We start from the raw sequence: 22844 nt of genomic DNA on the forward strand, positions 1-22844 counted from the left end.
CCTCGTACCCCCCGCTCCTCCCCGCTCGCTGGAGACACTCAGATGGTTACTTCGCGCTGGACGGCCGCCCCCGCCCAGACGGCCTCCCCCCGCCGGCGCGGCGCCGTGCTCGAACGCGCGATCCTCGATGCCACGCTGGAGCAGCTCAGCACGGTCGGGTGGAACGGCCTCACGATGGAAGGTGTCGCCGCCGGTGCCCAGACCGGCAAGGCCGCGGTCTACCGGCGCTGGCCGTCCAAGGAGGACCTCGTCGCGGACGCGCTCCAGTCCGGGCTGCCCCGCCTGGAGCGGGCGCCCGACCTCGGCAGTGTGCGGGACGACCTCCTCGAACTGTGCCGTCAGGTGCGCGAGGCGATGTTCTCGCGCCCTGGATTCGCGCTGCGTTCGGTGATTCACGAATGCGACAACCCGCAGGCGGAACGCTTTCAGGCCGTGATCTTCGGAGGGGTTGTCGAGCCGACGATAAGGCTTCTCCGCGAGATCATCGACCGCGGAATCGAGCGGGGCGAGACGCGGCCCGACGCCGCCAACAGCTATGTCTTCGACGCCATTCCGGCGATGATGATGTACCGCTCGAAGGTGTGCGCGAGCGAATGGAACGAGCGGGACATCGAGGAGATGATCGACCAGTTGATGGTTCCGCTGCTCCGGGCGAGCAGCGTCTGAAGTCCGTTCGGAGCACTGTCCGAAACACTGTCCGAGGCCTGTCCCGAAGGCTGCCGGGGTGTCCCTTGCGGTGACCCTTGAGCTGCTCAGGGAAACCGGGGTGTCGCGTGGGGTTCCGGGCGGCGTACGCTAAGGGCGCCATGCCGTACGAAGCACCCACCCACACCGTTGAGCGCTCCTTGCGCGCCACGACCGGAGCGAAGGTCATTGCCGGCGTCGACGAGGTGGGGCGCGGCGCGTGGGCCGGCCCCGTCACCGTCTGCGCGGCGGTCACCGGACTCCGCCGACCCCCCGAGGGACTCACCGACTCCAAGCTCATCGCGGTCAAGCGGCGTACCCAACTCGCGGACGTACTGCGGGAATGGGTCACGTCGTACGCGTTGGGGCATGCCTCTCCGGAGGAGATCGACGACCTGGGGATGACGGCTGCGCTGCGGCTCGCCGCGGAGCGTGCTCTGGAGGCCTTGCCGGTCCGCCCCGACGCGGTCATCCTCGACGGGAAGCACGACTACCTGGGGTCGCCGTGGCAGGTCCGCACGGTGATCAAGGGTGACCAGTCGTGCGTGGCGGTCGCGGCGGCGTCCGTGATCGCCAAGGTTCAGCGCGACAAAATGATGGCCGAACTGGGTATCGACCATGCAGACTTCGGTTTTGCGGCCAATGCCGGGTATCCGTCACCGGTGCACAAGGCCGCGCTGGAGGAGCGGGGCCCCACCCCGTACCACCGGCTGTCGTGGGCGTATCTTGATGCGCTGCCCCAGTGGCGGCATCTCAAGAAGGCCCGCAGCTGGGCGAATGGGACCGTTCCGGAGATCGAGGGCCAACTCGGCTTCGACTTCTGACGATTCTGTTCGCACTCATGTGCCACCCGCTGGCGCGAGTCGCACCGGCGTTTGATAAATATCAGGTCATGCCTCTCATTCCCGAGGAGCCTCAGATTCACGAGAGTGCCCAGGGTCCCCGCGCGACTCCGGCCAACAGCCGAACCGCGCCGACCCCTCGTCCCGTACCCGGCCCGCGCCCCGCGGCTCCGCCGCGTCCCGGCCGTCCGGGTCCCTTCCGGCCCACGGCGCCGGCCCAGCGTGCACCGCATGACGCACCCGCGGCCGTGGCTGCGACCGCGTCCGCGGTCAAGCCGGGGGCGCCGGTGGTTCCGGCCGCCCCTGCCCCTTCCAACCCTCCTGCCCCTGCCTCCGCGGCTTCGGCGTCCCCGCAGATCCAGCTGGTTCCGGCCTCGGCCGAGGGCGCGCTGGACGCTGCCGAGGAAGCCGTCGACCTGCTCCTGGAGTCGGGTCGCGCCCCCGGCGAGGTGCTGGTGATCACCACCGGCGAACCGCACCCGTGGGCCGTACACGAGCTGTCCTTCGGCGAGGCCCCGTACTGGGCGCAGCACGACGCGGGCGACGACGTCTTCTATGCCGATGCCGCCGCTGTGAACCGTGCCGCTTCCCGTCCCGTGGTCGTGGTCGCCGTCAACGACGGTTCCGACGCCACGGCCGCCACGACCCTTCCCCTGGCTCTCGGCCGGGCCGGTGCCCTGCTGATCGTCTGCGGTGACCCGCAGCAGATCAACTCGGTGCTGGGCGCGGGGGTCTGAGCCGGTTCCGGTTCGCCCGGGGGTGGCCGGTCCAGCGGCACCGGACCGGCTGACCGAGGGCCGCTGAAGCGGTATCCGCACGGAGGGGGATTCGCCGTTCCCTGACGCGGACGCGCCGGGACCTCGTGGCCTCCGTCGCGGAGCTTCCCGACGCTTGGAGCGGACTGCCCCTTCGGCGTGCGCCGACAGGGCTCGGCGTCGTACGGGCGACGGGGGCACGCGTGCGCGTCGGTGCGGTCGTGTGCCCCGGTACGACGTGATTGCCGTCGTACGTCGTACCGGCGGACGTCGTTGTCCGCGGTGGCGTTCTGTACGACGTGGCCGTAGCCCGGGTCCGGCACGTGCAGCCGTACGAGGCGGACGTACCGCCGAAACGGCAATGGCGCGGGGCGTGTTCGCCGGGCGCCGGTTTCAGCGGGCTGCGGCGCGGCGCAGGATGTCCGAGGCGGCGCCTCCGGTGCGGGGCATCGGCAGCGGTGGCGGTGCCTCGGACGTGGCGAAGGGCTCCGGTGGTGAATCCGCGTTCGGGCGGCGCCCTCCGCGGCCCTCGCCCAGGACCTGCCAGCCGTCATGCGTCAGCGTGATGTATGCGCCGCAGCGCAGGCCGTGCAGAGTGCAGGCGTCGCGCAGGCCCCACATCCACGCACCGTCCTCCTCCGTCCAACGCGCGTCGCCGTCACGGCAGTAGAGCAGGACGGCCGTGCGCACCGGTGTACGGCGGCGCAGGTCGTGCGGAATGACCCGGCGCAGTTGCGCGAGCAGCGCGTTGCGGAACATCCAGCCGTCGGCCGGCGCCGAACGGCGGATGAACGAGGCGCTCGCCCGAAGTCGCTCGTCCGAATCGAGGACGGCCACGATGGCGGTCGCAGGCTCGGGACGGTGCCGGGCGTGCAGTCCGCTGACGACCTCGCGGGGATTGCGCAGCAGGGGTATCCCGGCTGCGGCCCACTCCGCGGGTTCGAGCATGCGGGCCACTGAGTTGGTGGAAGCGGCAGACAGGTCGGCAGACGTCGACATGGATGCCGCGGGGGACGGAGCGAATCCGAAGGTCACGGTCCTCCCTTCGGCTACGAGCCCACACTGCGGGCGAGAGATCGGACTTGGGGGAGCGCACACCGCAGCGAAGCCCTGCCGGACCACGGACATGCCGTGCGGGGAGCGGACTCCAATTCTTGCTGTCGAACTGGGTTGCGGCAACGAGCAAATGGGGCCACCGGCCGGTTTCTGACGATCTGTGGATTATATCCCTGCCCGGTGGGTCATTTGTAGAGGCCTGGGGTCGTCGGGAAGGCCCTGTTGGTCCGGTTGACCGGCTTGGTTCACCTGGTCGTCATCAGCCCTGCACGGCCAGGACCAGTGGCAACACCCCTTGTGCACCTGCCCGTCGGAGCATCCGGGCCGCCACCGCGAGCGTCCAGCCGGTCTCCGTGAAGTCGTCGACCAGGAGGACCGGCCCCTGCGTCCCGGCGAGGGCGGAAGCCAGCGCGGGCGGCACGATCAGCGCTCCGTCCAGTGCCTTCAGCCGCTGGGCGCTGTTGCTGCGGGACACGGGCGGGGCGTCACCGGCGTACTCCAGGCTGCCCAGCAGCGGCAGCCGGCCGATCTCCGCGATCCGGGCTCCCAGGGACGTGATCAGCTGCGGACGGGCCCGTGAGGCGATGGTGACGACGCCGACCGGGCGCGACTGCGGCGCAGCGGCCCCCGCGGCCCAGCCGTCGGGCCCCTTCGCCCAGTCGACCAGCACGCCGACGACGGCCTTGGCCACATCGTCCGGCACCGGCCCGTCCGAGGCCTGCGGCGAGAGCATCGGCCGCAGCCGGTTGCCCCAGCCGATGTCCGACAACCGGCCCAACGCGCGCCCCGCGGAGGCCTGTTCACCGGCCGGAATACGTCCCTTCAGATCGACTCCGATCGCCGGCAGCCCGGTCGGCCACATGCGGCGGGGCTCGACCTCGACACCGGCCCGGCCCAGGTCCGCGCGCGCGGCGTCGACGGCCGTCGAGGAGGCGTCGGCTGTGAACCGGGCCCCCGCGCAGTTGTCGCAGCGGCCACAGGGCTTGGCGCCCTCGTCGTCCAACTGGCGCTGGAGGAACTCCATTCGGCAGTCCGTCGTCGACGCGTACGCGCGCATCGCCTGCTGCTCGGACCTCCGCTGGCGCGCCACCCACTCGTACCGCTCCGTCTCGTACGTCCAGGGCCGGCCCGTGGCGATCCAGCCGCCCTTGACGCGGTTGACGGCCCCGTCGACGTCGAGGACCTTGAGCATGCTCTCCAGACGGGAGCGGCGCAGCTCCACCAGAGGCTCCAGAGCGGGCAGCGACAACGGCCGCTCCGCGCGCGCGAGGACGTCGAGAGTGCGGCGCACCAGCTCCTCCGGCGGGAAGGCGAGGGAGGCGAAGTACTCCCAGATCGCCTCGTCCTCCTTCCCCGGGAGCAGCAGCACCTCCGCGTGCTCGACGCCACGTCCGGCGCGACCGACCTGCTGGTAGTAGGCGATCGGGGAGGAGGGCGAACCGAGGTGCACGACGAAGCCGAGGTCCGGTTTGTCGAAGCCCATGCCGAGCGCGGACGTCGCCACCAGGGCCTTCACCCTGTTGGCGAGCAGGTCGTCCTCGGCCTGCTGCCGGTCGGCGTTCTCCGTCTTCCCCGTGTACGAGGCGACCGTGCGTCCGCGCTGCCGGAGAAAGGCCGTGACCTCCTCGGCGGCGGCCACCGTGAGCGTGTAGATGATCCCGGAGCCCGGCAGGTCGGCGAGGTGGTCGGCGAGCCATGCCATCCGGTGCGCCGCGTCCGGCAGCCGCAGCACACTCAGGCTCAGGCTCTCCCGGTCCAGCGCGCCGCGCAGCACCAGGGCGTCCGAGGAGCCCCCGGTGCCCAGCTGTTCGGCCACGTCGGCGGTCACGCGCGCGTTCGCCGTGGCGGTGGTGGCCAGGACGGGCACTCCCGGGGCGAGATCCGTGAGCATCGTGCGCAGTCGGCGGTAGTCGGGGCGGAAATCGTGGCCCCAGTCGGAGATGCAGTGCGCCTCGTCCACCACCAGCAGGCCCGTCGCGGCAGAGAGCTCGGGCAGCACCTGGTCGCGGAAGTCCGGGTTGTTGAGCCGCTCGGGGCTGACCAGCAGGACGTCGACCTCGCCCGCCGCGATCTCGCCCTGAATCGTGTCCCACTCCTCGGTGTTCGAGGAGTTGATCGTCCGTGCGTGGATGCCCGCCCGGGCCGCGGCCTCGACCTGGTTGCGCATCAGCGCGAGCAGCGGCGAGACGATCACGGTGGGCCCGCTGCCCCCCGCTCGCAGCAGTGAGGTCGCCACGAAGTACACCGCGGACTTGCCCCACCCCGTGCGCTGCACAACCAGGGCCCGGCGCTTGTCGGCGACCAGCGCCTCGATCGCCCGCCACTGGTCCTCGCGCAGCCGGGCCGCGCCGGTGGCGTCCCCGACGAGACGGGCGAGGACGGTGTCGGCCGCCGCCCGGAGATCCGCGTTGTTCGTGTGCTCCATGCACCCCATACAACAGGACGCCGCTGACACTCGGGACGCGAGACGGCCCATCACGGCCACCCGGCGGGCGCGCACGACCGCCTGGGTGTGCGGATGCGCGGAAGTGGCGGGTGAGCCCGGCGTCGCCTTTGACGTGTCCCTGGTCGAGGTTATCCACAGGCCAAAGCGGAATGCGAAAATCCGCGAGATCGTCGCCGCATGACGAATCACAGCGAAACGCATCAGGTCACCCTGCGTACCCCGGCCGAACTGGCCGACGCCCTGCCGTATCTGCTCGGCTACCGCCCCGAGGACAGCATCGTCCTCGTCGCACTGCACGACAAGGACGGGCGTGGTCGGTTCGGTGGCCGAGCCCGACTCGGAATTCCCGCGAACCCGGACGACTGGCCCGCCGTGGCGCAGCAGTTGACGCACGGACTGGTGACCGGAAGCGAGCGCAGAGGTGCGCGGCCCGAGAGCATGGTCGTGTATCTCTGCCAGGAGCCGACGAACGGCGAGTCGGGGCATCAGGTGAGGGAACATCTGCGACCGCTCGCCCAGTTGCTGCGTACCGAGTGCGGCCGTCTCGACGTACCGGTGGTCGAGGCGCTGTGCATCGCCGACAGCCGCTTCTGGTCGTACTGCTGCGCGACACCCGAGTGCTGTCCGGACGACGGGGTGCCGATGGGCCTGCCAGGAACCTCGGTGCTGGCCGCCGCCGCGACCTACGCCGGTCTGCAGGTGCGGGGCACGCTGCGCGAGTTGCGGGCCAGGTTCCACCCCTGGGAGACCGCGGTGGCGTGGGAACAGGAGCGTGCGCTCGACACCGCGAGTGCCCGCCTGGTCCCGCGGATCCTCGACCACGAGAGCCGCGCGGACGTGGCCGAGGAGACCCTGCGACAGGCACTGCGGGTCAGGCGCCGATTCGCCGACGCACCCGTGGTGTCCGGCACGCTCTCGGCGGACCTCCGCGACGACGCACTCCTCGAACACGACGAGGCCGCCACGCTGATCCTGGGCCTCCAGGACCGTGCGACCCGTGATCGTGCGGCCGAGTGGATGGAGGGCGACGAGGCGGCGCCGGCCCTGCGCCTCTGGCGGGCTCTCGCCCGCCGCTGTGTCGGCCCGTACGGCGAGCACGCCGCAGCGCCCCTGACTCTCGCCGGCTGGGTCGCCTGGTCGACCGGTGATGATCTGGAGGCCAGGGAAGCCCTGGCCATGGCCCTCGGCGCGGACCCCGGTTACCTGTTCGCCCGTCTGCTGCACCAGGCCTGCAACGAAGGCTTGGACCCGGAGTCCATCCGCCGCTGCCTGCGCGCGGAACGCGGCGGCCGGACAGGCGTGACCGCCGGGCAGCCCCGAACGGCGCCGGACACCGAGAGGGCCGAGGACAGCGACGCGGGCGAGGACATGGGCACCAGCTGGGGAGAGCACATGGACGGGGTCGACGCCGTTGAGGAGAGCGAGTTGGCGAGCGGCATCGATGGCGCGGCAGCGATCGTCGGCGACGGCCCGATCGATGGCCCCGGAGCCACGACGGCGGGCGGCGAGGTCGCGGGTCCCCCGTCCTGCTCGACGTCGACCAGCGGTGCCGCACGGGCACTGGAGTCGGCCACGAGGCGCCGACGCCGGGTGAACCCCACAGGTGACGCCGAGACCCGCCCTCGTGCCAGGAGGGCCGGCGGAACCCGTCCTCAGCCTTCGGCCAAGCCCGCCGTACGTCGTCGAAGCACGGGCACGGGAGAGGCCGCCCCTCGCAGCCACGGGACGAAAGGGAACGATGCGTGAGCGGTGGTGGGCAGCCCCTGGACGCCCGGGCAGCAACCGGATGCCAGACGGACAGGTCGGCAATGGCGGGAAGGCAGACGGGCGCCCGATCGGCGACAGGACAGGCGACCGAGGGCTGAGCAGCGGCGGGACAGCTGACGCACGTCCCGGCAACGGCGTGACAGGCGGCGGACCGATCGGCAACGGCAGAACCCCCGACCGGCGATTGAGCAACGGCAGGGCCTCCCACGTACAAGTGACCGGCGCCAAAACAGCTCAAGGACGACTCACCCTCCCCACGGCAGCGAACCGTCGGTGCAGCCGTCCTGGCACCGGCCGACGGCACACCCCGGCCCACCGCCATTCGGTCGGCTTGTCCCGCCGTAGGCGTGACCCGGGGAAGCCTTGGTCCGTTCACCTGAGTGGCGGAACCCTTGGACGGGCCGAGCCGCCGCATCGCCCCTGCCCCGCCGAAGTCACCTACCAGGCGCCGAGCGCGCTCTCGGCGCCCAGAGCGCAGAAGAAGCCGCCCATGCATCCGCCGACCCCGCCCCCGGCCGCCGACGACGACCGTCGTGCCGCAAGCACCCCCGCGCCGCCCTCGCGGGGAGGCACCGGAGCCCCCGTGGGCGCAGGGAACCCGCGTGGCCCGGAGCCACGTTTCCCGGGCTCCGGGCGCCCTTCTGCCCCCACGGCGAGGGGCGCGCCTCCACCGTTCGGTACTCGGCCCCCGCTCTCCCCACCCCCGGCCGCCCGCAGGCCCGCTCACCTGCCCCCGACCCACACCGCCCTGATCTGCGTCGCCCTCCCTGGGCTCGCGATCTCCACGGACCAGGGGCAACTCACCGGCCATGGACTGGAGGGCTTCTACCGCGCGGGCAGGCGCGTGCTCGCCCGGTGCCAGGTCCGCGTGGCCGGACGCGAACCGCTCGCGGTACAGGCCCGGATGACCGCCGCCGACAGTGCCCGCTTCGTGGGGACCCTGCGTGCCTCACCGGACGGTGGCCCGGATCCGGACGTCGTCGTCGTGCGTGACCGTCACGCGGACGGCACGGAACGGATCACCCTGCGCAGCGCGGCGCTACGCCCGTTGCGCCTGCCGGTGGAGGTATCGCTCGGAACGGACCTGGCGGATCTGGGTGCGATCGCCGCCGGAACCGTAGGGCCCGAACTGCCCGCCACCGTCCACGCCTTCGGCCTGCGCTGGTCCTGCGCCACCGGCGGCGCGGCGGTCACGGCCGATCCGCCACCCTCCGACGCGCTGGCATCCGCGGGCCTGCTGCGCTGGGAGATCGAACTGCCGCCGGGCGGTTCCACGACCCTGGAGCTGCGCATCAGGCCGGACGGCGCGGGGCCCGTCCGAGCCGTGGGTCACGTGGCGACGAGCCCCCTCGCCCCAGCACGGGCCGTCGGTGACGATCCCCGTGTCCAGGCGCTCCTACGGACCAGCATCGAGGACCTCCAGGCCCTCCTCCTGCGCGACCCCGCGCATCCTTCCGACACCCACCTCGCGGCAGGGGCCCCGTGGCGCTGCGGCATGGCCCCGGCCGAGGCCCTTGCCGCCGCCCGGATGACACTCCCTCTCGGTACCGGGCTCGCCGCGGGCACACTGCGCACCCTCGCCCGCACCCAGTTCCTGGGGCCGGGCCCGAGGGCCGGCATGCTCCCCGGACCGCGCCGGGACGCGGGTGCGCACCTGCCGCCGGGCTGTACGGGTACAGAGGCCACACTGCTCTTCCCCGTGCTCCTCGCGGAGGCTCGTCGCTGGGGGCTCCCCGACCAGGAGACCGAGGAACTGCTCCCGACGGCCGAGCGCTGTCTGACCTGGCTGCGCGCCACCGTGGGCGACGGCACCTACCTGCCCGACCCGCACCCCGGCGGGCCCCTACGCTGCGAGACGCAGGCGCACGCACACCGCGCCGCCCTCCTCGGCGCCGATCTGCTCGACGCGTACGGCAGACCGGGCGGCCCCGGGCTGCGGCAGTGGGCCAAGGAGTTGCGGACCGCGTTCCGGGACGATTTCTGGGTCGACGACCGGGGCGGCGGCAGACCGGCGGCCGCCCGTACCCCGGACGGGCGCATCGTGCCGCACTTCGGCGCGATCGCCGCCCATCTCCTCGACACCGGTCTGCTGGGCGCGGGCGAGCCGGCCCCCGGACTGCTCGACAAGGTGCAGACCGAACAACTCGCCCGGCTGTTCGGCAGCCCCGCGATGGACTCGGGCTGGGGACTGCGCGGCCTCGGCAGTAAGGAGGAGGGATACAACCCGTTCGGCCACCGGAGCGGCGCCGTGCGGGTCCAGGAGACCGCCGTGGCCGTCGTGGGCCTGGCCGTTGCCGGGTACGAGAGGGAGGCGAGTTCGCTGCTGCGGGGCCTCCTGGCAGCGGCCGAGGCCTTCGAGTACCGGCTGCCGGAGATGTATGCGGGAGAGCAGCGCACGGAAGGAGGCGCCCCGCTGCCCCACCCCGCGGCCTGCCGCCCGTCGGCCGTCGCCGCCGCCTCCGGGGTGCTGCTGCTCACCACCCTGGCCGGCATCCGACCGGACGCTCCGGCGGGCACAGTCACGCTCCGCCCCGTACGCAGCGTGCCGCTGGGAGAGATCGGTCTGACGGGATTACGGGTCGCGGGTGCCCCCTTCTCCGTGCGGGTCGGCCGACTGGGCATCGCCATGGTCGAGGAGGCCGCCACCGGACTGCAATTGGGGGCGTGACCTCGTACGACATGCCCGGGAGGATGACCGGAAGCGGCCCTGTGGGACCCGTGCCCGACTGCCGTGGATCAGCCATGGGTGCGGCCGGAGAAGGGAGTGTTTATCGTCAGGCAGACGACTATGATCGCGACATGCCCTACGACCCGTCAGCCTTCCCGCCCTTCGCCGTCACCGTGGACCTGGTCGTGCTGACCGTGCGTCGCCACGCCCTGTGCGCGCTGGCGGTACGCAGGGGTGAGCCGCCCTTTCAAGGGCGCTGGGCACTCCCCGGCGGCTTCGTACGGGCCGACGAGGATCTGGCGCAGGCCGCGGCGCGTGAGCTGGCCGAGGAGACCGGCCTGCGCGCCCACGACCCGGACGCGCCCGCTCAGGACAACGGCGCCCATCTGGAACAGCTCGGGACCTATGGCGACCCCAAGCGCGACCCCCGGATGCGCGTGGTCAGCGTCGCCCATCTCGCGCTCGCCCCCGACCTGCCGGCTCCCCGGGCCGGCGGTGACGCCAACAGCGCACGCTGGGCACCCGTCGAGGAGCTGCTGCAGCAGGGCGGCTACGGCCGTGACGGCGAACAGGCGGCGCCACTCGCCTTCGACCACGCCCAGATCCTCTCGGACGGGGTGGAACGCGCCCGCTCCAAGATCGAGTACTCCTCGCTGGCCACCGCGTTCTGCCCGACCGAGTTCACGGTCGGCGAGCTCCGTCGCGTGTACGAGGCGGTGTGGGGCGTGGCCCTCGACCCGCGCAACTTCCACCGCAAGGTCACGGGCACCCCGGGCTTCCTGGTCCCCACCGGAGGTACCACCACCCGGCAGGGCGGCCGCCCTGCCCAGCTCTTCCGCGCCGGAGGCGCCACGCTGCTCAACCCTCCGATGCTGCGCCCCGAGGTCTGACCCGGAACGCCGTGGGCGGATGCCTGTCGGCAAGTGGGCCCTGCTGAACCCGGTGAAACAGACATAACGCGCTATCTTGCTACGGGTGATCCAGGCCTTCGGACTGACCAGCAACCCCCGCAAGGAGCTTTCGCCCGCCGTCGACGACGTCTCCTTCGAAGCGCGCGCGGGCTGCGTCACCACGCTCCTCGGTACCCCCGGCGCCGGCAAGACAGCGGTGCTCAGGCTGATGCTCGAACTCCAACAGGGCCGCGGAGTCGCCTACTTCAGAGGCCGCCCGCTGCACCGCATCGCTCATCCGTCACGCGAGGTCGGCGTTCTCCTGGGCGATGTGCCGGGCCACCCCGCGCGCACGGTCCGAGGCCAACTCCGCATGCTGTGCGCGGCGGCGGGCGTGCCGGTCCGCCGCGCCGACGAAGTCCTTGAGGTCGTCGGCCTCGTCAGCCTGCGCGAAGAACGGCTGGGCACGCTGTCACGGGGCATGGACCGTCGGCTCGGCCTGGCCTGCGCCCTGCTGGCCGACCCGCACACCCTCGTGCTCGACGCCCTCACCGACGGCCTGTCCGCAGGCGAAAGCCGTTGGCTGCACGGCATGCTGCGCGCCCACGCGACCCAGGGTGGCACGGTCCTGTTCACCACCACCGACCCCAAGGAGGCGGCCCGTACCGCCGACCGGATCATCACCCTGGACCAGGGGCGACTGGTCGCCGACCAGGACGCCGCGGACTTCTCCCGCACCCGGCTGCGCCCCCGCGTCGCCGTCCACAGCCCGCACGCCACCCGTCTCGCGGCCCTGCTGACCAAGGAAGCCCGGACAGCGCAGCGCTCGGTCGAGGTCGTACGGGAGTCCGGCAACCGCCTCTCCGTGTACGGCAGTACCTGTGCGGACATCGGCGAGACCGCGTTCCGGCACGCCATCCTCGTACACCAACTCGCCGACGAGGTGGGTGACATGGGCCCCGGAGCCGGCGCACCGAACAGCCCTGCCGAGCTGAGCCCCTGTATGTCAACCACAGCGTCAATCGATGCCACCCCGCCGACTGGTCCCACCGAGTCGAAGACGATCCTCAGCTTCGTGCCGACAGCCACGTCCGCCGCCGAGCCGGCAGCCGACCCCACCCAGGCAGCGGCCGCGCCCGCACGCCCCCCGGGTGCGCACCCGCGCTCCTCCGATGCCCTCGCCTCCGGCAACCTGCCCCCGCTTCCGCCCCCCATCTCCGTCCGCCCCGCTCCGAGTCCCCTGCGCCCTCTCCGCTACGAGCTGCGCCGGGCCGGCGGTGTCGGCACCGGGTTTCTGACCGGGGCCGCCGTGCTCGTCTCGTCCGCCCTCATCGCCGTACTGCTGGCCCGCATCGGCCACACCCCGCAGCATCGTCTGCTGGCCGCCTGGCCACAGGAACTGCCCCTCCCGCCCGCGGCACTCGGCGCCGGGCTGCTCGGGGCCATCGCCTTCGGCGACGAGTTCCGCCACCCCGCCCTGGCAGCGGACCGTGGCACCGTGCCCCGCCGACTCGGTTTGCTCGCCGCCAAGCTCCTCGTCGCCGCGGCCACCGGACTGCTGCTGGCCTTCCTCACGGTGGGCTGCGACGCCGAAGTGCTCTACCTCGTCTACGGACGGGAGCTGGCGCAGGTTCCCGCCGACTGGCTCGCGCTGACCGCACGGTGGATCGGCCTCGTGATCGGCTGTGCGTGGGCCGGGGTGCTGGCCGCAGGCGTCTTCCGGTCCACCACGGCCGGGCTCGCGGTGGTCGTCGCCGTACCGGTCCTCGTGGTGCCCCTCGTGCAGAAGTTCCTGGAGGGCTCGTCCGTGCGGAGCGCGGCCGGTTTCTCCGTGCGCCTGCGAGAGCTGTTCCTGGCGCAGTGGCCGTTCGGGGGTGAGCGGTATCTGTCCGGCGTGGCGCGGATGGTCGCCCAACCCGTCGGTGGCGCGCTGACGTTGTCGCTGGCTGCTCTGCTCTGTGCGTATGTACTCACGACCCTGCGAAGCAGGGTCCGATGACAACCGTCCGCAGCCTTCAGGTCCCGCCGTGCGCACAACTTCCCGAAGAACGCCCATTTCTTTCCGATAAGGCGTCAATTGCGACGGGGTGAGCGATCACCCTTTCGTGTGCTTTTCACCAAAGACCTCAAGGGAGTTGGAGACGGAGCCGACAAAGGATCCGTGAGTACCCTTGCGCACACCATGATGACCGCCGCCCGCTCCGCAGACTCCGGTCTCGCCGGCCCGGGCGAACTCGACCGCTACCCCTACGCCGAGGCTCCCGGTGCCGGCCGCGTCGGAGTCCCCTCCTGGGACGCCACGGACCAGGAACTGGGCCGCGTGGGCCGTCGTTCCGCGGGCAGCCGAGGTCGCGGGCTGCACGGTCAACTCGTCCAGCAGCTGGGCCAGATGATCGTCTCCGGCGACCTGGGCGCGGACCGCCCCCTCGTGCCCGAGGAGATCGGCCAGCGCTTCGAGGTCTCCCGCACCGTCGTCCGCGAGTCGCTCCGCGTCCTGGAGGCGAAGGGGCTGGTGAGCGCCAGGCCGAACGTGGGCACGCGCGTGCGTCCCGTCAGCGACTGGAACCTCCTCGACCCGGACATCATCGAGTGGCGGGCCTTCGGGCCGCAGCGCGACGATCAGCGCCGGGAGCTCAGTGAGCTGCGCTGGACGATCGAGCCGCTCGCCGCTCGCCTCGCCGCCGGGCACGGGCGAGAGGATGTCCAGCAGCGGCTCGTCGACATGGTCGAGATCATGGGCCATGCCATGAGCCAGGGCGACGCGCTGACGTTCTCGCGCGCCGACAACGAGTTCCACTCGCTGCTCATCCAGCTCGCAGGCAACCGCATGCTGGAGCACCTCTCCGGGATTGTGTCGTCCGCTCTCCACGTGTCCGGCTCCCCGGTCACCGGCTGTGACCGGCCCACCGAGGCGTCCTTGACGCACCACGCCAGGATCGTCGACGCGCTCGCTGCGGGCGACGGCGCGGGGGCGGAGGCGGCCATGCGGCAGCTCCTCATCGTGCACCCCGAGGTGGAGCGCGTGGTCCCCGCCCCGCGCGAGCACTGACCACGCGCAGAGGGCGGGGCGATCGGAGGCTGTGTCGCCCTCCGGAGACATCGCTCGGCCTGCGATCCATCACTGCCGGGCCCCGTCGGATCCCGAGAGGGCTCGGCGGGGCCCGGCAGTGCGCCGGGGTGACTGCGTGGCAGCGCGAAGAAGTGGTGGACCGCGCGGGGCGGCGGACCGTCCTGAAGCGTCCATCGCGGCAGTGGACCCGTCTGCCGATGTGGCCGCTGACCGGTCGCGACGGCCCGGGCAGGATCATGACTGACCACCTTTAGCCGCACCTGACCGCTTTTGAGAGCTTACGGGGTGTGACTCGGGCCACGCAGATTGGGCGTAACGCTTGCGGGAGCAGCGCGATGACCTAAGAGGTGACAGCCGCGGAGGGAATACGGACGCCGTTCAAGGCGCTGTGCATCTTCCCGGCCCCGCCCGCGCCGTCGGCCCATCCCCAGTCGGCGGTCGTCGGTTCCTGTCCTCAGTGGACGGGGCCGGAAGCCGTTTTCCAACGTTCCGAGAGGTTGTTCGTGTCGGCCAGCACATCCCGTACGCTCCCGCCGGAGATCGCCGAGTCCGTCTCTGTCATGGCGCTCATCGAGCGGGGAAAGGCTGAGGGGCAGATCGCCGGCGATGACGTGCGTCGGGCCTTCGAAGCTGACCAGATTCCGGCCACTCAGTGGAAGAACGTACTGCGCAGCCTCAACCAGATCCTCGAGGAAGAGGGTGTGACGCTGATGGTCAGTGCCGCGGAGCCCAAGCGCACCCGAAAGAGCGTCGCAGCAAAGAGCCCGGCCAAGCGCACCGCCACCAAGACGGTCGCGGCCAAGACGGTGACCACGAAGAAGGCCACCGCCACCGCCACCCCGGCGGCGTCCGTCGCAGACGCTTCCGCCGAGGGCGACGCACCCACGAGGGCCGCCGCCAAGAAGGCGACCGCCAAGAAGACTGTCGCGAAGAAGACAGTCGCCAAGAAGACGACAGCCGCTGCCAAGAAGACCAGCGCCAAGAAGGACGACGCTGAGCTTCTCGACGACGAGGCGACCGAGGAGACCGCCGGCGCGGCCAAGGCCGGCGACGAGGAGGAGGAAGGGGCCGAGAACAAGGGCTTCGTCCTCTCCGACGACGACGAGGACGACGCGCCGGCCCAGCAGGTCGCCGTGGCCGGTGCCACCGCGGACCCGGTCAAGGACTACCTCAAGCAGATCGGCAAGGTCCCGCTCCTCAACGCCGAGCAGGAGGTCGAGCTCGCCAAGCGCATCGAGGCGGGCCTCTTCGCCGAGGACAAGCTGGCCAACGCCGACAAGCTCGCCCCGAAGCTCAAGCGCGAGCTGGAGATCATCGCCGAGGACGGGCGCCGCGCCAAGAACCACCTCCTGGAGGCCAACCTCCGTCTGGTGGTCTCCCTGGCCAAGCGTTACACCGGCCGCGGAATGCTGTTCCTGGACCTGATCCAGGAGGGCAACCTCGGTCTGATCCGCGCGGTGGAAAAGTTTGACTACACCAAGGGCTACAAGTTCTCGACGTACGCCACCTGGTGGATCCGTCAGGCGATCACCCGAGCCATGGCCGACCAGGCGCGCACCATCCGTATCCCGGTGCACATGGTCGAGGTCATCAACAAGCTCGCGCGCGTGCAGCGCCAGATGCTCCAGGACCTGGGCCGCGAGCCCACCCCGGAGGAGCTGGCCAAGGAACTCGACATGACCCCGGAGAAGGTCATCGAGGTCCAGAAGTACGGCCGCGAGCCGATCTCCCTCCACACCCCTCTGGGTGAGGACGGCGACAGCGAGTTCGGTGACCTCATCGAGGACTCCGAGGCGGTCGTCCCGGCCGACGCGGTCAGCTTCACGCTTCTCCAGGAGCAACTGCACTCGGTCCTCGACACCCTGTCCGAGCGCGAGGCGGGCGTCGTCTCGATGCGCTTCGGTCTCACCGACGGTCAGCCGAAGACCCTCGACGAGATCGGCAAGGTGTACGGCGTCACGCGCGAGCGCATTCGCCAGATCGAGTCCAAGACCATGTCGAAGCTGCGGCACCCGTCACGTTCCCAGGTGCTGCGCGACTACCTCGACTAGGTCGCGGTCGTACGGCACGGAAGGCCCGGTCTCCCTCAGGGGAAGCCGGGCCTTCGTGCTGCCCGGGTGTGAGTCGTCGGACCGGCGCGCGGGGTGTGCGGTCCGGCGCGTGCGGGGCGAGGTGCTCCAGCCGGCGGTGTCCCTCTTTCGTGGCGCGCGCGTGCGGGACCGAGCCCGTTGGATCACTCTGGGTTTCTCGTGATCATCCCAGAGTGAGGAGCGCGCATGCGTCACCCCTTTGTCCGGGCCCTGTCCCGGACGCTGACCCTGCCGCTGGCCCTTGTGGCCGCGGCGGCCGTGATACCGCTGGCGTCCGCCGTCCCTGTGGCCGCCGACGGGGTCGTTGTCGGTGGGTTCCCGGTCGATGTGTCCGAGGGGCCGTGGACGGTGGCGCTGTCCAGCCGTGACCGGTTCGGGGGTACGCGGGCCGGGCAGTTCTGCGGCGGTGTGGCCGTCGCCCCGACCACCGTACTGACCGCGGCCCACTGCCTGGGCGAGGACGTCCTGGGCGCGCCGCCCCACCGCGTACAGGACCTGAAGGTCATCGCCGGGCGGACGGATCTGACGTCGGCCCAGGGCAAGGAGATCGCCGTACGGGAGACCTGGGTGAATCCGGGCTACGACAAGATCAGCAACGCCGGGGACTTCGCCGTGCTCACCCTCGGGGAGGTCCTCCCGCAGGGTTCGGTCATCGGGATGGCGGCCGCCGGTGACCCGGCGTACCAGCCCGGTACGAGCGCCACGGTCTATGGCTGGGGCGACATCACGGGTGGTGGCGACTACGCGCGCAGTCTGCGCGCAGCACGTGTGCGTGTGCTGACCGACGCGCTCTGTGAGCGGGCGTATCCGGGCAGCGCCGACGGGACGTACCGGGCGGACAGCATGCTGTGCGCCGGGGAGGCCGGGGGCGGTCCGGACGCCTGCCAGGGGGACAGTGGGGGGCCACTGGTCGCCCAGGGTCGGCTGGTCGGGCTCGTGTCCTGGGGGAGTGGGTGCGGACGGCCCGGCAGTCCGGGCGTCTATACGCGGATCTCGAACGTCGTGCGGACGATGGGGTGGGATACCGCCTCACGGCCCGGGAGCGGTGCCTGAGGGCCCTGCGGGGGCTGTCTGAGGGGTCTGGGTAGGTAATCCCCCTACCGGCGCCTGACGGCGCGTGAGGAGATTGTGCGAAGTGGTCGGTCACTCCTGGGTACAGGAGTGACCGACCACTTCGACCGGCCTGTGCCGGGGCTGGCTCGTCGTCGACGCGAAGTGTCAGCGTTCTTCTTCGTTGGAGCTGGCCGGAACGGTCGTCAGCCGCTCCGTCTCGTCCTGTATCTCAGCGGCGATCTTCTTGAGTTCCGGCTCGAACTTGCGACCGTGGTGGGCGCAGAAGAGCAGTTCTCCGCCGCTCGCCAAGACAACGCGAAGGTATGCCTGGGCGCCGCAGCGGTCGCAGCGATCAGCGGCCGTCAGCGGGCTCGCGGGGGTCAGAACAGTAGTCACGTCGCCTCTTCTCTAGCTCGACGAGCTGTCGTACCAGGGTCAACATCCAACCAGGCCGAAAACGTTCCCGCTCGTGCCTCTTCCTCGAAAAAATCTTTTCGAGACGGCTGTCTGCTGCCGGTTGGCGGCGAATGTGCCGTATTGCGTGTCTTCGTGTCTGTACGGGTTCGCGCTGTCTGTCGTCTGTCGGTGGTCAGGTCCTCCCGGCTGGGTTGCCGGTTGTTCATGAGGACGTGCCCGGAGCCTAAATGGTTCATGCCTGGAAGGGAACGTGATATGTACTTCACTCCATCGAGGGATCGAACAAGCATGCGACCCTGGATTAGTGTGAGTTTGGACGAGGGTGGCGTTACATCGGCTCTACCAGGCCTCGGTACCCTCTGAGCGGCGACCGAAGCCGGGCCCTTACCCACCAGGGCCGCAATTGAAATTCAGCGAGGAGCGAACCGCGTGACCGCCGAAACGTCCGTGCCGTCCACAGCTCTGCTGGCAGGAGCAGACCGGGACGGTTCCAACTACACCGCGCGGCACCTACTCGTCCTCGAGGGGCTCGAGGCCGTGCGTAAGCGCCCGGGCATGTACATCGGGTCGACCGACAGTCGTGGCCTGATGCACTGCCTCTGGGAGATCATCGACAACTCCGTCGACGAGGCCCTTGGGGGCCACTGCGACCACATCGACGTCATCCTGCACGACGACGGCTCCGTCGAGGTGCGGGACAACGGGCGCGGCATCCCCGTGGACATCGAGCCCAAGACCGGCCTCTCGGGTGTCGAGGTCGTCATGACCAAGCTGCACGCCGGCGGAAAGTTCGGTGGCGGCTCGTACGCCGCGTCCGGCGGCCTGCACGGCGTGGGCGCGTCCGTGGTGAACGCGCTCTCGGCGCGCCTGGACGTCGAGGTCGACCGCGTGGGGAACACCCATGCGATCAGCTTCCGGCGCGGCGTGCCCGGTTCCTTCGCCGCCGTCGGCCCGGACGCCACGTTCGAGACGGGAGGCCTGCGCAAGACCAAGCGGATCCCCAAGACCCGCACCGGCACGCGCGTGCGTTACTGGGCCGACCGGCAGATCTTCCTGAAGGACGCCAAGCTCTCCCTGGAGCACCTCCACCAGCGAGCCCGTCAGACCGCCTTCCTGGTGCCCGGCCTCACCATCGTGGTCCGTGACGAGCTCGGGCTCGGCGAGGGCGGCAGCAAGGGCGAGGAGTCCTTCCGTTTCGACGGCGGCATCAGTGAGTTCTGCGAGTACCTGGCCAGTGACAAGCCGGTCTGCGACGTCCTCCGCTTCTCCGGGCAGGGCACCTTCAAGGAGACGGTCCCGGTCCTGGACGACCATGGCCAGATGACGCCCACCGAGGTCACCCGCGAGCTGGGCGTCGACGTGGCACTGCGCTGGGGCACGGGCTACGACGTGACGCTGAAGTCGTTCGTGAACATCATCGCCACCCCCAAGGGCGGCACCCATGTCGCGGGCTTCGAGCAGGCTGTCGCGAAGACGATGAACGAGGTGCTGCGCACCAAGAAACTGCTGCGTGTGGCCGAGGACGACATCGTCAAGGACGACGCCCTGGAGGGCCTCACCGCGGTCGTCACCGTACGTCTCGCGGAGCCGCAGTTCGAGGGGCAGACCAAGGAGGTGCTCGGTACCTCGGCGGCCCGCCGCATCGTGACGAACGTGGTGTCCAAGGAGCTCAAGGACTTCCTCACCTCCACCAAGCGGGACGCCGCCGCGCAGGCCCGTGTCGTCATGGAGAAGGCTGTCTCCGCCGCTCGAACACGCATCGCGGCCCGCCAGCACAAGGACGCGCAGCGACGGAAGACGGCTCTGGAGTCCTCCTCGCTGCCCGCCAAGCTCGCCGACTGCCGCAGTGACGATGTCGGGCGCAGCGAACTGTTCATCGTGGAGGGGGACTCCGCGCTCGGTACGGCCAAGCTCGCCCGGAACTCGGAGTTCCAGGCTCTGCTGCCGATCCGGGGCAAGATCCTCAACGTTCAGAAGTCGTCCGTGACGGACATGCTGAAGAACGCCGAGTGCGGCGCGATCATCCAGGTCATAGGGGCGGGCTCCGGTCGTACGTTCGACATCGACGCGGCCCGCTACGGCAAGATCATCATGATGACCGACGCCGACGTCGACGGCTCCCACATCCGCACCCTGCTGCTGACGCTGTTCCACCGCTACATGCGGCCCATGGTCGAGTCGGGCCGGGTGTTCGCCGCGGTGCCGCCGCTGCACCGCATCGAGCTCATCCAGCCGAAGAAGGGCCAGGACAAGTACGTCTACACGTACTCGGACCGTGAGCTCCGCGAGAAGCTTCTGGAGTTCCAGAGCAAGGGCGTCCGCTACAAGGACTCGATCCAGCGCTACAAGGGCCTTGGTGAAATGGACGCCGACCAGCTGGCCGAGACCACGATGGACCCCCGTCATCGCACCCTGCGCCGTATCAACCTGTCCGACCTGGATTCCGCCGAACAGGTCTTCGATCTCCTGATGGGCAACGACGTCGCCCCTCGCAAGGAGTTCATCTCCAGCTCGGCGGCAACGCTGGACAGGTCCCGAATCGACGCGTAGCCGCTGCGCCGGGACTGGGCGGCGCGGGTGGGGTGGTGCTCACGACGTGGCGGACGACGAGTCGCTGTACCGCGCGCTGGGGGCAGGTGCGCGGGGCTGTCGCCGAGCATCCAGCGGCGGCTCCTGGAACGGCTGGCGGAGCCGGAACCGGAGCCTGCCGCGCCCGCACGCCAGTTGCACGTCTCCGCGGCGACGGTGAAGACCCACATCAACAACCTCTTCGCCAGGACGGCCATCAAGGACCATGCGCAGGCGGTGCGTTACGCCTACAGGAGGGGGTTGGTGCTGCCTCCCACGCGTGGAGTCACCTGATGGGGTGAAGACCGTGGAGAAGAAGAGTCGGGGATCTTCCCGTTCTGTCCATCCTTGGGCATGCAGTCAAGCACCGGTCGTCCCCGCAGACGCGGAGGCGGTCCTGAGAGTTCGGCCGAGAGCCACGAAGGTCGCGAAGCTGTCCCCACCCACGCGGGGGTGAGCGGGGACACACGGTTCGACGACCCCTGGTACGACGCACTCGCCTCCGGCTGGGGTGAGTTGGACGGCACGGGTGCGCCCGCGCCCGTCGTGCCGCCCGCACGCCGGGCGCAGGGGAGTCGGGGCGGCGGCGCGGCCGACGTCTATCTGGAGGTGCAGCGCAGCGCGGCCTTCCAGGAGGTGCGCGGCCGGTACCGGAGGTTCGTGATCCCCGGTGTCGCCATCTTCTTCTCCTGGTACGTGGGCTACGTGGTGACCGCGACCATGGCGCCCGGATTCATGGCCCGGCCCGTGGTGGGTGCGGTGAACGTGGCGATGGTGGCGGGGCTCGGACAGTTCCTCACGACGTTCCTGTTCACCTGGGCGTACGCACGGCACGCACGGCTGCGCAGGGACCGGGCCGCGCTCGATCTGCGCTGGGACACCCAGGAACTGACGCGTGGCCTCCGAGGCGGTGGATCATGACAGGCGACCATCAGATGCTGGCGCTGGTGCTGTTCAGCGCGTTCGTCGCCGTCACGCTGGCCATCACCACCTGGGTGAGCCGGCACCGACAGGGTTCGGCTGAGGAGTTCTACGCGGGCGGCCGGCTCTTCTCTCCGATGGAGAATGGTTTTGCCATCGCGGGCGACTACATGTCGGCCGCCTCGTTCCTCGGCATCTCCGGACTCATCGCGCTCTTCGGCTATGACGGGCTGCTGTACTCGGTCGGCTTCCTGGTGGCCTGGCTCGTCGTGCTGTTCCTGGTCGCCGAACTGGTGCGCAACTGTGGGCGGTTCACGCTGGCCGATGTCGTCGCGTCGCGGATGCGGGAGCGGCCGGTGCGGATCGCGGCGGGAACTTCCTCGGTCACCGTGTCCGTTCTGTATTTGGTGGCGCAAATGGTCGGGGCGGGCAGTCTGGTCGCGCTGCTGCTGGGCGGGACGAGCGAGGCGGCGCAGTCCTGGACGGTGATCGCGGTCGGCGCGCTCATGGTGATCTATGTGTCGTTGGGAGGGATGAGGGCCACTACCTGGATTCAGATCGTCAAGGCCGTCCTGCTGATGGGCGGGGCGATCGCGCTGACCGTGCTGGTGCTGGTGCGTTTCCACGGCGACTTCGATCAGCTGCTGCGCACGGCGGCCGAGCGCAGTGGTCACGGTGACGCGTTTCTCGCGCCCGGGCTGAGGTACGGCGGTGACTGGACCTCGCGCTTCGACTTCATCAGCCTGGGGCTCGCACTCGTACTGGGTACGGCCGGGCTGCCGCACATCCTCTCCCGTTTCTACACCGTGCCGACCGCTCGGGCCGCCCGCCGTTCGGTCGTCTGGTCGATCGGGCTCATCGGCGGCTTCTATCTGATGACGATCGTCCTCGGCTTCGGTGCAGCAGCGATCGTCGGACCGGAGGCGGTCCGCGGGTCGAACGCGGCCGGGAACACAGCGGTCCCGCTGCTGGCGCTCGATCTGGGCGGTGGCGCGGGCTCCACAGGCGGAACGGTTCTGTTCGCGATCGTCGCCGCCATCGCCTTCGCAACGATCCTCGCGGTCGTCGCCGGCATCACGCTCGCGTCCTCGGCATCCGTGGCCCACGATCTGTACGCGTCGCTGCGTCGCCCGCGTGCCAAGCCGCGCAGTGAGGTTGCCGTGGCACGCACGGCCGCGGTCGGAATCGGCGTGGTCGCGATCGCCCTCGGCCTGTTGGCACGTGACCTCAACGTCGCCTTCCTGGTGGGCCTCGCCTTTGCTGTGGCGGCGTCCGCGAACCTGCCGGTGCTGCTCTACTCACTGTTCTGGGGCGGCTTCACGACCCGGGGCGCGGTGTGGTCCGTGTACGGGGGGCTGATTCCGTCGGTGATCCTCGTGCTGCTCTCGCCCGTGGTGTCGGGCAGCCCCGAATCACTGTTCCCGGGCATGGACTTCCAGTACTTCCCGCTCCAGAACCCCGGGCTCGTCTCGATCCCGCTGGGATTCCTCGCCGGCTGGGTCGGCACGGTCACCTCGTCCGAGGACCCGGACGAGGCCAAGTACGCGGAGACCGAGGTCCGATCGCTCACGGGGGCGGGGGCCGTGTAGGGCCTGTCTGTCCGACGGCGAAAGTGAG

The 22844-nt window shown here is 70.5% G+C and carries 16 protein-coding genes and 1 pseudogene; 14 read left to right on the forward strand and 3 right to left on the reverse strand.

Annotation, left to right across the window (positions count from 1 at the left end; translation table 11 throughout):
• The first annotated feature begins 42 nt into the window (after positions 1-42).
• The 3 genes from ACH4TV_RS36030 (at position 43) to ACH4TV_RS36040 (ending at position 2263) form a co-directional block, all read left to right on the forward strand.
• Complete coding sequence (locus ACH4TV_RS36030) at positions 43-666, forward strand: TetR/AcrR family transcriptional regulator (RefSeq protein ID WP_398405486.1); 624 nt, start codon at positions 43-45, stop codon at positions 664-666.
• A 140-nt stretch (positions 667-806) separates the two neighbouring features.
• A complete protein-coding gene (locus ACH4TV_RS36035) occupies positions 807-1508 on the forward strand; it encodes a ribonuclease HII (protein WP_398405487.1) in 702 nt (233 codons plus the stop codon).
• A 68-nt stretch (positions 1509-1576) separates the two neighbouring features.
• Positions 1577-2263, forward strand: a complete 687-nt coding sequence (locus ACH4TV_RS36040; RefSeq protein WP_398405488.1) for a hypothetical protein — start codon at positions 1577-1579, stop codon at positions 2261-2263.
• 411 nt (positions 2264-2674) lie between these two features.
• Here the strand turns inward: ACH4TV_RS36040 and ACH4TV_RS36045 are convergent, their stop codons facing one another.
• Positions 2675-3316 carry a hypothetical protein gene (locus tag ACH4TV_RS36045; RefSeq protein WP_398405489.1) on the reverse strand — a complete coding sequence of 214 codons (642 nt, stop codon included), beginning with the start codon at positions 3314-3316 and terminating at the stop codon, positions 2675-2677.
• Between the two features lie 280 nt (positions 3317-3596).
• A complete protein-coding gene (locus tag ACH4TV_RS36050; RefSeq protein ID WP_398405490.1) occupies positions 3597-5762 on the reverse strand; it encodes a RecQ family ATP-dependent DNA helicase in 2166 nt (721 codons plus the stop codon).
• A 198-nt stretch (positions 5763-5960) separates the two neighbouring features.
• Here ACH4TV_RS36050 and ACH4TV_RS36055 point away from each other — a divergent pair, with 198 nt between their 5' ends.
• The 7 genes from ACH4TV_RS36055 to ACH4TV_RS36085 all read left to right on the forward strand — a co-directional run bounded on the left by ACH4TV_RS36055 (position 5961) and on the right by ACH4TV_RS36085 (position 17321).
• Positions 5961-7529 (forward strand): DUF4192 family protein, encoded by a 1569-nt coding sequence (locus tag ACH4TV_RS36055; protein WP_398405491.1) that lies wholly within the window; start codon positions 5961-5963, stop codon positions 7527-7529.
• A 511-nt stretch (positions 7530-8040) separates the two neighbouring features.
• Positions 8041-10218, forward strand: a complete 2178-nt coding sequence (locus ACH4TV_RS36060; RefSeq protein WP_398405492.1) for a glycogen debranching N-terminal domain-containing protein — start codon at positions 8041-8043, stop codon at positions 10216-10218.
• A gap of 131 nt (positions 10219-10349) precedes the next feature.
• Positions 10350-11108: an NUDIX domain-containing protein gene (locus tag ACH4TV_RS36065; protein WP_398405493.1), complete on the forward strand. Its 759-nt coding sequence runs from the start codon at positions 10350-10352 to the stop codon at positions 11106-11108.
• Positions 11109-11193: 85 nt separating this feature from the next.
• A complete protein-coding gene (locus tag ACH4TV_RS36070) occupies positions 11194-13107 on the forward strand; it encodes an ATP-binding cassette domain-containing protein (protein ID WP_398405494.1) in 1914 nt (637 codons plus the stop codon).
• Between the two features lie 162 nt (positions 13108-13269).
• Positions 13270-14157: a FadR/GntR family transcriptional regulator gene (locus ACH4TV_RS36075; protein ID WP_398405495.1), complete on the forward strand. Its 888-nt coding sequence runs from the start codon at positions 13270-13272 to the stop codon at positions 14155-14157.
• A gap of 524 nt (positions 14158-14681) precedes the next feature.
• A complete protein-coding gene (locus tag ACH4TV_RS36080) occupies positions 14682-16229 on the forward strand; it encodes an RNA polymerase sigma factor (RefSeq protein ID WP_398405496.1) in 1548 nt (515 codons plus the stop codon).
• Positions 16230-16454: 225 nt separating this feature from the next.
• The gene (locus ACH4TV_RS36085; protein ID WP_398405497.1) at positions 16455-17321 is read left to right on the forward strand and encodes a serine protease; all 867 of its coding nucleotides are present in this window, start codon (positions 16455-16457) and stop codon (positions 17319-17321) included.
• Positions 17322-17486: 165 nt separating this feature from the next.
• On the opposite strand, the gene ACH4TV_RS36090 is transcribed toward ACH4TV_RS36085, so the two are convergent.
• On the reverse strand, positions 17487-17717 hold the full coding sequence (locus ACH4TV_RS36090; RefSeq protein WP_055532400.1) for a hypothetical protein: 231 nt from the start codon (positions 17715-17717) through the stop codon (positions 17487-17489).
• 450 nt (positions 17718-18167) lie between these two features.
• On the opposite strand from ACH4TV_RS36090, the gene ACH4TV_RS36095 reads away from it, so the two are divergent.
• From ACH4TV_RS36095 to ACH4TV_RS36110, 4 genes and pseudogenes are all read left to right on the forward strand, one after another.
• Positions 18168-20288 carry a type IIA DNA topoisomerase subunit B gene (locus ACH4TV_RS36095; protein WP_398405498.1) on the forward strand — a complete coding sequence of 707 codons (2121 nt, stop codon included), beginning with the start codon at positions 18168-18170 and terminating at the stop codon, positions 20286-20288.
• Between the two features lie 90 nt (positions 20289-20378).
• Positions 20379-20600 (forward strand): annotated as a pseudogene (locus ACH4TV_RS36100) (LuxR C-terminal-related transcriptional regulator); the annotation flags it as partial.
• Positions 20601-20660: 60 nt separating this feature from the next.
• On the forward strand, positions 20661-21227 hold the full coding sequence (locus tag ACH4TV_RS36105) for a DUF485 domain-containing protein (RefSeq protein ID WP_398405499.1): 567 nt from the start codon (positions 20661-20663) through the stop codon (positions 21225-21227).
• Positions 21224-22816, forward strand: a complete 1593-nt coding sequence (locus ACH4TV_RS36110) for a cation acetate symporter (RefSeq protein ID WP_398405500.1) — start codon at positions 21224-21226, stop codon at positions 22814-22816. Before ACH4TV_RS36105 ends, ACH4TV_RS36110 begins: the two co-directional genes overlap by 4 nt.
• Positions 22817-22844 lie beyond the last annotated feature (28 nt).

This window comes from Streptomyces sp. NPDC020898 (assembly GCF_044333925.1).
Taxonomy (GTDB): Bacteria; Actinomycetota; Actinomycetes; order Streptomycetales; family Streptomycetaceae; genus Streptomyces.